This is a genomic window from Streptomyces nanshensis, from assembly GCF_001751255.1.
Classification (GTDB): Bacteria; Actinomycetota; Actinomycetes; order Streptomycetales; family Streptomycetaceae; genus Streptomyces; species Streptomyces nanshensis_A.
In genome coordinates, this window is record NZ_LJGW01000351.1 from 1 (window position 1) to 9,428 (window position 9,428).

Annotated in this window: 8 protein-coding genes; 2 read left to right on the forward strand and 6 right to left on the reverse strand. The window is 72.5% G+C overall.

Features of this window, described 5'->3' with window-relative positions; genetic code table 11:
• Both AN218_RS20920 and AN218_RS36900 read left to right on the forward strand, forming a co-directional pair.
• The coding region (locus AN218_RS20920; protein ID WP_244900564.1) for a thioesterase domain-containing protein at nt 1–1,229 on the forward strand (1,229 nt) is incomplete at its 5' end.
• On the forward strand, nt 1,226–1,498 hold the full coding sequence (locus AN218_RS36900) for a phosphopantetheine-binding protein (protein ID WP_070018433.1): 273 nt from the start codon (nt 1,226–1,228) through the stop codon (nt 1,496–1,498). The genes AN218_RS20920 and AN218_RS36900, both read left to right, overlap by 4 nt.
• 292 nt (nt 1,499–1,790) lie before the next feature.
• Here the strand turns inward: AN218_RS36900 and AN218_RS20930 are convergent, their stop codons facing one another.
• The 6 genes from AN218_RS20930 to AN218_RS20955 form a co-directional block, all read right to left on the reverse strand.
• Nucleotides 1,791–2,969: an acyltransferase family protein gene (locus AN218_RS20930; RefSeq protein WP_070018434.1), complete on the reverse strand. Its 1,179-nt coding sequence runs from the start codon at nt 2,967–2,969 to the stop codon at nt 1,791–1,793.
• Entirely contained in the window at nt 2,966–3,883 is a 918-nt protein-coding gene (locus AN218_RS20935; protein ID WP_079132402.1) for an SDR family NAD(P)-dependent oxidoreductase, read from the reverse strand. Before AN218_RS20935 ends, AN218_RS20930 begins: the two co-directional genes overlap by 4 nt.
• A gap of 4 nt (nt 3,884–3,887) precedes the next feature.
• On the reverse strand, nt 3,888–5,126 hold the full coding sequence (locus AN218_RS20940; protein WP_070018435.1) for an aminotransferase class I/II-fold pyridoxal phosphate-dependent enzyme: 1,239 nt from the start codon (nt 5,124–5,126) through the stop codon (nt 3,888–3,890).
• Nucleotides 5,127–5,184: 58 nt separating this feature from the next.
• On the reverse strand, nt 5,185–6,306 hold the full coding sequence (locus AN218_RS20945) for a sulfotransferase family protein (protein WP_244900565.1): 1,122 nt from the start codon (nt 6,304–6,306) through the stop codon (nt 5,185–5,187).
• 108 nt (nt 6,307–6,414) lie between these two features.
• Entirely contained in the window at nt 6,415–7,974 is a 1,560-nt protein-coding gene (locus AN218_RS20950) for a PfaD family polyunsaturated fatty acid/polyketide biosynthesis protein (protein ID WP_275936987.1), read from the reverse strand.
• Nucleotides 7,968–9,428: hotdog family protein (locus tag AN218_RS20955; protein ID WP_070018437.1), on the reverse strand; the 1,461-nt coding region annotated here is incomplete at its 5' end. The genes AN218_RS20955 and AN218_RS20950, both read right to left, overlap by 7 nt.

Below are 9,428 nucleotides of genomic sequence, written 5' to 3' on the forward strand. Positions count from 1 at the left end.
CCGGCCGGCCCGCAGCGGCGACCGGCGCCCAGGGCGATGTACGCCGGCGGCTGGCGGGGATGTCCGCGGCCGAGCAGCAGCAGACGCTGACCGAGCTGGTGAGCGCCACCGTCGCGGAGGTCCTGGGGCATTCCGACCCCTCGTCCATCGACGCCGGACGGCCCTTCGTGGAGCTGGGCTTCGACTCGCTGTCGGCGGTGGAGGTCCGCAATAAGCTGAGCCTCGCCACCGGTCTGGATCTTCCGGCGATGCTGGCCTTCGACCATCCGACGGTGGCCGCCGTCCGGGAGTTCCTGCGCACCGCGCTCGCCGAGGGCGACCGGGACGCCGACACTGCGCCGGACGGGGCTCCGGTGGAGCCTGCGGAGTCGTTCGCGGCGATCTACCGGCGTATCGCACTGCGTGGCAGAACCGCGGAGGTGGAGTCGTTGCTGAGCGGCGCGGCGGCGCTGCGCGACCGGTTCACCGACGCCGCCGAGGTCTCGGGCGAGCTCGGCTCCGTGCGGCTGGCCGCCGGCGACGAGGGACCGGACATCGTCTGCTTCCCGCCGTTCGCGCCCGTCGAGCAGTCCTTGCAGTTCGCCAGGCTGGCCACGTACTTCCGCGACCGGCGCGGGATGTCGATGGTCAACGTGCCGGGCTTCCTGCCCGACGAGCCGATCGCCGAGAGCCGTGAGGTGCTGGTCGAGGCGCTGACCCGGGCGACGCTGCGGTGCGCCGGCGGCAGGCCGTTCGTCCTGCTCGGCTACTCCTCCAGCGGCTGGCTCGCGCACTCGGTGGCGACCCGGCTCCAGCGGGAGGGCTCCCCGGCGCTCGGCGTGGTCCTGCTCGACACCTATCTGCCCGACGGCATGTCCGTGGGCCTGCGCCAGGCGATGACGTACGAAGTCAACGAACGCCGCTTCCGGTTCACGACGATGAACTTCACCACGCTGACCGCCCTCGGCTCGTACCGGAAGCTCTTCCGCGGCTGGGAGCCGGAAGAGCTGGACGCCCCGACCCTGTTCGTCCGCCCCGAGGAGTGCATCCCCGGTGACCCGTCCGCCCCGCCGGTCGGGGACGACTGGCCGGCGCGGTGGCCGCTGCCGCACGACGACGTGACGGTGCCGGGCGACCACTGCAGCATCGTCGCCGAGTACGCCGAGTCCGTCGCCGCCGAGGTGCACGACTGGCTCGCACGGCGGTGCCCCGCGAACGACACGCACGAGACACAGGGAGAACGACCGTGACCGCACACACCCCTGACGAGATCGAGCGGCTCGTCCGCGAGTTCCTGGCCACCGCCGCGGAGGAGGGCGACCCCGAGCCGGAGCGCGACGAGGACCTCTTCCAGTCCGGCCTGATGGACTCGCTGTTCGCGCTGACGCTGGTGACCTGGACGGAGAGCACCTTCGGCATCGACGCCGACCTGGACGATCTGGACTTGACCGCCTTCGCCACCGTCGCGAAGATCACCGACTTCGTCGCGGCCAAGCAGGGCGAGGCCGCGTCGGCCTGACCCGCCGGAGCATCCCCCGGCGCCCGCCGGGGAGCGGGCCGCGGCAGGAAGACGGTGCGCCGCGGCCGCACCGCTCCGGAAGCCCTCAGCACACGCAGCAGGTCCCGCACCGGCCGGTGCGGGACCTGCTGCGTNGGTCCCGCACCGGCCGGTGCGGGACCTGCTGCGTCTGTCGCTACGTCGCCACGTCGGCGACCGGGCGGCGCAACTCCGCTGCCGGGCACGGGACATGGCGCGGTCCCGCGTCGCGCGGCACCCGCGGCCGGGCTGCGGGGCGCGGCCCCAGGGTCTCCTAGGCGCTCGGCTCCTGTTGCTTGCCGGCGCCGCCGTCCGAAGCGTGGGCCCGCTCAGGACCGTCCGCCGCGGCCGGGGCCTGCGCTCCGGCCCTCGGACGCATCCACCGCCTGTTCACCGGGTTGATCACCGTGGTGCGCAGCACCCACGACGTCAGCTCGGTGACGGCGAACAGCGCCACGACGAAGACCAGACCGCCGACCGCGCCGAACTTCCGCCCGTCCAGCAGGAAGAAGGCCACCTCGATGAGCAGGTAGTGCACCAGGTAACGGGCGTAGGAGATGCGGCCCATCCTGGTGAACAGCCGTGACCGCAGCACCGAGAACCGGCCGCCGGTGCCGCCGGTCTCGTTCGCCGCCGCGGCGGCGATCACCAGCGCCATGGGGGCGATGAGCGGCGGGCCCCAGGCGAACAGTCCAGGCAGTACGAAGGTGAGCGCCCACCCCGCGAGCAGCAGTCCGACCGCGTGCCCCAGCCGCAGCCCGCCCCACCGCCCCGACATCACGATCCGGGCCATCACCATGCCCAGGACGAAGTCCAGCAGCCGAACCGGCGGCAGGGCGTAGACGAACCAGCTCGTGAACCACGGCAGGGCGTCCCACGGGGACTGCGGCTCCTCGGGCAGCAGCAGCCCGGCGAACGGCGCCACGACGACCAGCGCGACGAGCCCGCCGGCCAGCGGCCACAGCCGCTCCGGGCGGACCCGCGCCAGCAGCGAGTTCAGCCAGGGGAAGCAGAGGTAGAAGAACAACTCGCAGGAGAGCGCCCACGTCGGGGCGTTGGTGGAGGCCACCACCTGCGGCAGCGGAACCCAGGCGTTGGCCAGGGCCAGGCCCGGCAGCGTCGAACTCACCGTGACGGCCTGGCCGATCAGCAGCATGACGCCGATGCCCGCCACCCAGCACACCGCGTAGCCGGGGTAGACGGAGACGACCCTGCGCCGCAGGAAGCCGCGGACGGTGTCGCTCTCCCGTGCCGACCAGGTCAGCACGAACCCGCTGAGCATGAAGAAGAACATCACCGCGCCGATCGACGGCGCGTTGAAGACGGCTCGCAGCGTGGAGTTGGCGGTGGAGGAGGTGAAGACCTCCCGGTTGACCGTATGGCTCAGGAAGACCAGCAGCGATGCCACGAACCGCAGGCCGACCAGCGTCTCGAGCCGTGCTCGCTCTCTCATCGCACCGTCTCCGCATCACTCGGTTCCGTTTTCCCGGCCCGTTTCCCGGCCCGGCCGCCCAGACCGACCAGGGCCCTGGCCAGCCGCTCGTACACGGCCCACGGCAGCGCCGCGCGCAGCGCGATCTGCGTCCGGGCGTCGGCGCCCACCGGGTGCCGCAGCCGTCGGCCCCCGCGCCCGGCGGCCACCCGCGCCACCGTCTGCGCCACCCGGTCGGGGTCACCGAGGTGGTGGTCGATGTAGTCGCGGTAGAAGGCCCTCAGCCGGGCGAAGTCCCCCGCGTAGGGGGAGGTCTTGGGGAAGTCGGCGTCGAGCATCGGCGAGTGCCACATGCCGGTGCGGAACGCGCCCGGCTCGATCAGCGCCACGCGGACGCCGGTACCGCGCAGCTCGAGCCGCAGGGTCTCCGCGTAGCTCTCGACGGCGGACTTGGAGGCGGAGTACACGCCCAGCAGCGGCGTCGGCACCCGGCCGCTGAGGCTGGAGACCATCACCACCCGGCCCCGTCCGGCGTGCCGCATCGCGGGCAGCACCGCGTTGGTCACCGTCACCTGCCCGAACAGGTTGGTCTCGAAGACCTCATGCCACTCCGGCAGTGGCGCCTCCTCCACGAAGTTGGGAGGCGCGATACCGGCGTTGTTGACCAGGACGTCGATCCGCCCGGCCGTCCCCAGCACCGTGTCCACGCAGTCCCGGACCGAGCCGGCGCTGCGGACGTCCAGCGGCAGCACGCTCACGTGCTCGCCCTCCAGCTCCGGCGGACGGGTACGGCCTCCGGCGTTCCGCATCGTGGCCACCACATGGAAGCCCCTGTCCGACAGGGCCGGGACCGTGCGCAGCCCGATGCCGCTGGAGCAGCCGGTGACGAGGGCGACCGGCCGCTCGGAGCGGCCCGGCAGACTGTGCGCGGCCACGGACTCAGAAGCCGTGGTCGCGCTTGAGTTCGGCCAGTGTCGCCACGAAGCCGTCCAACTGCTCCTTGCTCAGGCGGTCGTTGAGCAGCAGCCGGATCACGGCATGGTTCTTGCGCACCGCCGGATAGCGGAAGACCGGTACCAGATAGCCGCGTTCGGCGAACTGCCGGCGCACCCGCTCGGCGATCTCGTCGGAGCCGACCTTGATGGAGGTGATGTACGTGGGGGTCGGGTTGATCTCGCAGCCGACGGCCGTCAACTGCTCGCGCAGCACGTCGACCCGGTTCAGGTAGCCGCTGATCTCCGAGCGGTCCGCCGACATCCGGCGCAGCACATGGGCGATGGCCGCGGCCGTGGGCGGCTGGATCGACGCGGTGAACATCGACGTGCCCGACGTGTACTCCATCGCCTCGATGGCGTCGGCGGGACCCATCAGGGCGCCGCCCTCCAGGCCGACCGCCTTGGAGAACGACACCATCAGGAACGTCGCCCGGCGCAGCGCCTCGTACTCCTCGGCGAAGCGCGGCTCGCCACGGCCGTAGACCATGAACCCGTTGGCGTCGTCGGCGAAGCTGAGCGCGCCGAACTCCTCGCAGAGGTCGACGATCTCGCGCACCGGTGCCATGGAGCCGTCGGAGGAGTACACCGTCTCGAAGCCGACGACCACCTTGCGGCCGCGGAGCCCTTCCAGGACCGTGCGCAGCTCCGCCACGTCGTTGTGCGGGAAGCTGAACAGGTTGCGGCCCCGCTCCAGCCGGTCGGCGGCCTTCCACATGCTCCAGTGGCTGTCGCGGTCCAGCACGAGCACCGCGTCGGTGTTGTCCATGCCGGTCTGCCCGTTGAACGAGAACCGGGTGGTCATCGCGTGCACGAAACCGAAGTTGGCCAGCAGGCCCGAGGCGAAGGTCAGCGCGCGTTCCCTGCCGGATATCTGGCACAGCAGCGACTCGACGTCCCGGTGCGGCTTGTTGACGCCCTGGGTGATCCGCGACCCGCCGGTCACCAGACCGTACGTACGGCAGGCGGCGGCGAACTCGGCCAGCACATCGGGGTGATGCTGCCAGCCGAGGAAACCGATGCTGGCGAAGTTCACCATCCGGCGGCCGTCGACGGTGATGACGGCGTCGCTTGCGTCCTCCAGGATCGGGACGTCGTCGTAGACCTCGTGGGCGGCCTTGCCGGCCCGCATCCACTCGGTGAAACCCCACTTGTCCAGGGCGGGGTCCCGGTCGGACAGCGTCATGGCGTTCTCCTCGGTGCCGCGGAGCGCCTCCGCGGATCGTTGTGACGGCGGTCGGGGGTCAGCGGAGCGAACCGAAGCGGTCGCGGATCAGCTCGGGGGAGAGACCGAAGTCCGCGGCGTCGTAGCGGTGCGCGCGGCGTTCGTCGTCGGCGCGCTGGAGTTCCCGCATGCGCTCGCGCGTCTGCTCGGTCAGCGTCGCGCCCAGGCGGTCGTAGACGCCCTCGATCACGCCGATCGGGTCGGCGGCGAAGTCCTCGAACCACACGTCGTGGAAGTGCGCGGGGTCGTACTTCTCCCGCTTCTCGGCGAAGGCGGACAGCCCGCGGTGCGTCATCTCCAGCGCGGTCCGGCCGATCACATCGCCCCGGAAGACCGTGGACGTGCCGGCCGCGTACTTGTCCATGAGGCTGCACAGGGAGGCCACCGCGGTCGTCGGGTCCCGGTGCGTCTGGACGATCAGGGCGTCGGGGTAGGCGTCGAGCAGCGCGTCGATGCCCAGCGTGTGCCCGAGATCCTTCAGCACCCAGCGGCGGTCCGCCCGAGTCGAGCCGATCAGTTGGAGGTTGCGGCGGTGGCGCCGGTAGGCGGGGCGCAGGTCCTGGTCCGCAAGCCACTCGGCATACGCCGGCACGTGGTAGCTGAACTCCAGGAAGAACGTGGTCAGGGACTGGCGCATGAGCAGCCAGCACTCGTCGACCTCGGCCGCGGCGGTGTGGTGCACGCCCAGATAGCCGGGCCGCTCGGCGACGAACGCGCCGATCTCCCCGTCGAGTTGCCGGAAGTACGGGTCGTCCGCCCACTCGGAGCGCGGCGGCCGGGGCCGCGGCGCCATGCCGAGCCACATCGGCAGCCCCTGGTGGGCGGGGTCGACGGTGAGCAGCCGGTGCAGCGCGGTCGTCGCGGTGCGCGGCATGCCGGTGATGAACACCGGCCGCTCGACGGGTACGTCGGCGTACTCGGGATGGTCGGCCCAGCCGCGTTCGCTCAGCAGCCGTCCCACGAGGATCTCCGTCAGCTCGGCCCGCGCCTGCTCCACACCCGCCTGCGTCAGTCCGGCCTCCTCCTCGAGGGACGCCAGGAGCACCCGAAGACCTTCCAGGTAGTCCTGCTGCCCGAAGTCGTCCAGGCCGGTGAGCTCCGCCGCCTCGGCGTGCAGGGACTCGACAGTGGCTATACCCACCACGAAGGGCGCTCCTCGGAAGTCGGACGGTTCTCGCGAGGAGATGCAAACAAGCCCCGTACCCCGGTCGGCACCCCTGGACTCCCCTAAAAGCACCCCGGGCGCCCTTCATGCGGGCGCCGGCAGATAGGTGCCGGTGCCCGCGGGCAGCCGCACACCCGCCAGCCGCAACTGGGCGGCCCGGCCCGCGACGGCGGCGCCCCGCATCATGTGGGACGCCAGATCGGCGGCGAACCGGTTGCGCACAGGGGCCAGACAGGACCCGGCCACCCAGGAGTTGAAGGCGCCCATGGCCGGGCCGCACCACACCTGGTAATCGGCCTCCCGGCCCGGCTCGCCGGTGACGCTCCACTCCGAGGACCGCCCGAGATACCAGCGGAAGACCAGCGCCATCCTGCGCCGGGGGTCGTGCTCGGCACGTTCGGTCTGCCGCGGGTCGCGCTCGCGGAAGTAGCCGACGCAGTCCGCCCACACCTCCTCCAGGGAACGCCGGAAGACGCGGTCCTCCAGCAGCTCCCGCTCGGCGGCCGGGATCGCGTCCAGCCCGTCGTGTGCGGTGTAGAGGTCGTACAGCTTCCGGGCCCGGGAGGCGAACACCGTGCCGCGCTTGAGCACCTGCACCTGCGCGCCCATCTCGAACATGTCCGCCGAGGGAGCCATCTCGCAGTCCACGCTGCCCGCGGTGGCCAGCAGCTCCTTGGTGGCGTCCGACTGCCCGGCCTCCACGGTGGCCTGGTTGATCGACCCCGTCACCACGTACGCGGCGCCGAGGGCGAAGGCGGCGAAGGCCGCGGCCGGGGTGCCGATGCCGCCCGCCGCGCCGATCCGCACCTGACGGGGGCAGCCGAGCTCCCGCTGTATCCGGTCGCGCAGCGCGCTCAGCTCGGGCAGCAGCACGGTCAAGGCGCGTCGGTCGGTGTGCCCGCCCGAGTCCGCCTCCGCGGTGACGTCGTCGGCCATCGGCACCCGGCGGGCCAGTTCGGCCTGTTCCGCGGTGACCGTGCCCGCCGCCACCAGTTCGCGCACCATCGCCTCCGGCGCGGGACGCAGGAACGGCTCGGCGACCTCCGCCCGTGACACCTTGGCGATCACCTTGTGGGCCGCGACCACCTCTCCGTCGCGCCGCCGGGAGAGCCCGGCGACCCGGTAGCGGACCACCGCCGGGGTGAGCCGCAGGAACGCCGACGCCTCCACGCACCGCACCCCGTGCCGCAGACAGAGCTCCACGGTGGCGTCCTCCATGGCGGGCTCGCTCGGGCTGTGGATCAGGTTGCAGGCGAACGGCCTTCCGGGAGCGTCCCTGCGGATCGCCTCCAGCGCCTCGGCCAGCCGGCCGGGCGGCAGCCCCGCGGCGCCGAACGATGCCAGCACTCCCTCGCGGGCCAGCGCCGCCACCATCCGCGCCGACGAGATCCCGCCGGCCATGGCACCGGCGTGATAGGCCAGGCGCACTCCGTGGTCGCGGCGGAACTCGTCGTCTCCCAGCGACTCGGGCCGGCACGGCGGCACCGCGGCGAGCACCTGCGCGCCGCGGGCCACCACGGCGTCGTTCGTCATGGCGATCCCGGACTCGTCGCGCACCACGAAGACGGGCAGGTCCAGGGCGGCGAGCGCGGCACGCACCCCGTCCGGGCCGCGGGCCGGCCGCGCCGGGGCGGGGGTCACCACGGTCGTGCTCCTTCCGTACGCAACTCCACCGCCACGCCGGTGAGTTCATAGATCCGCAGGCCCGGCTTCCACATGCTGGCGTCACCGGTCACCCGCACCCGTCCGGGGCGTCGCTCCACGCTCCTGATGTGCACCTCCAGGAGGTACTCCCCGTCGGTGGGCAGGAACTGGCCGCGGTACTTCCAGGTGAAGGGCGCACCGACGGGCAGCACGAACCCGGCGTCGGGCAGACCGTCGCCGTGCCCGCTGTCCAGCAGCCATTCCTGGAGGGCGTGCACGACGGCCTCCACACCGAACGAGCCGGGAATCACCGGGTCGTACCGGAAGTGCCGGGCGAACACCCAGTGTCCGGGGTCGATGGGCTGCACCGCCCGCAGGTAGCCGAGCCCGAACTCCCCGCCGCCGTCGACCACTTGGATCTCGTCCAGCAGCGCCAACTGGCCGCGGGAGACGAGCCGGGCGGCCGGGTCGGCCCGGCGGGCGGCGACGTCGATGGTCCGCACGGCGGGCCGGGGCTCCTGCGCGTCCCACCAGGTCGGCACGGGCCGGCCGGCGTCCAGACCGGTCTGGTTGGCCATCGCCGCGTCGCTGAAGTACCCGAACTGCGTCTCGCCGGAGTAGAACGGTTCGCCGTCCACGGACGCCGTGTAGGCGAAGGTCTGCAGCGTCGCGCCCGGTACCGGCGCGGTGGACAGCAGCTCGGAGTGCTGTACGACGGTACGGTCCCGCAGATCCACCTCGCGCAGCACCGTCGCCGTGCCGCCGAGGTTGCGCAGGGCGACCGCCGCGTCCGGGTCGGACAGCGTCGGCCCCAGGTAGTAGCCGAGGAGCAGCGCGGCCTGGAGGGAGGTCTCCATGTGGACGCAGTTGGGCATGGAGGCGTTCGCGGTGTCCGCGTAGTACCAGGAGTCGGACGGCGAGTCGTACTCGGTGCGGTGCGTCCCCTGGTTCAGCTCGCCGCGCACCCCGGTCGACTCCATGATGCGGTCCACCAGCAGCAGTCCGCCGTCCGGCGGCCGGGTGGACCGGACGTGGCTGTAGCGCGCGAACTCCGGGCCGAAGGCGATGCCGTGGTCGCCGCGGCAGAGCTGGGCCAGGTGGAACTCGCCGAGCATCGCGCGGTCGCCGTACCGGCCGAGCCTGCCCAGCCAGCGGGACGGCCTGCCGCCGCGCTCCGGGCCGACCGGTACGCCCGGCTTCTCGCACACCGCCACGGTGACGCCGGCGACCCGGCCCACCACCGCGCCGTCGACGCGTACGTCGGCCGTCACCCGCAGGTACGGGCGCGGCACCAGGTCCACCTCGGTCACGTCCACCACCAGCTCCGCGGACGCCGCGGCGTCCGCGGGGAGGGGACCGAGGTCGGTGCGGGCCGCATCGGCGGGCAGCCCCGGGGCGTCGCGGACCAGGGTGGCGTCGGCGTGGCAGAGGTGCAGGCCGAGGTAGAGGGCGTA

Excerpts from the sequence above, each read along its gene's own strand:
- AN218_RS20930 (WP_070018434.1), bottom strand. The coding sequence starts at position 2,969 with ATGAGAGAGCGAGCACGGCTCGAGACGCTGGTCGGCCTGCGGTTCGTG.
- AN218_RS20940 (WP_070018435.1), bottom strand. The coding sequence starts at position 5,126 with ATGACGCTGTCCGACCGGGACCCCGCCCTGGACAAGTGGGGTTTCACC.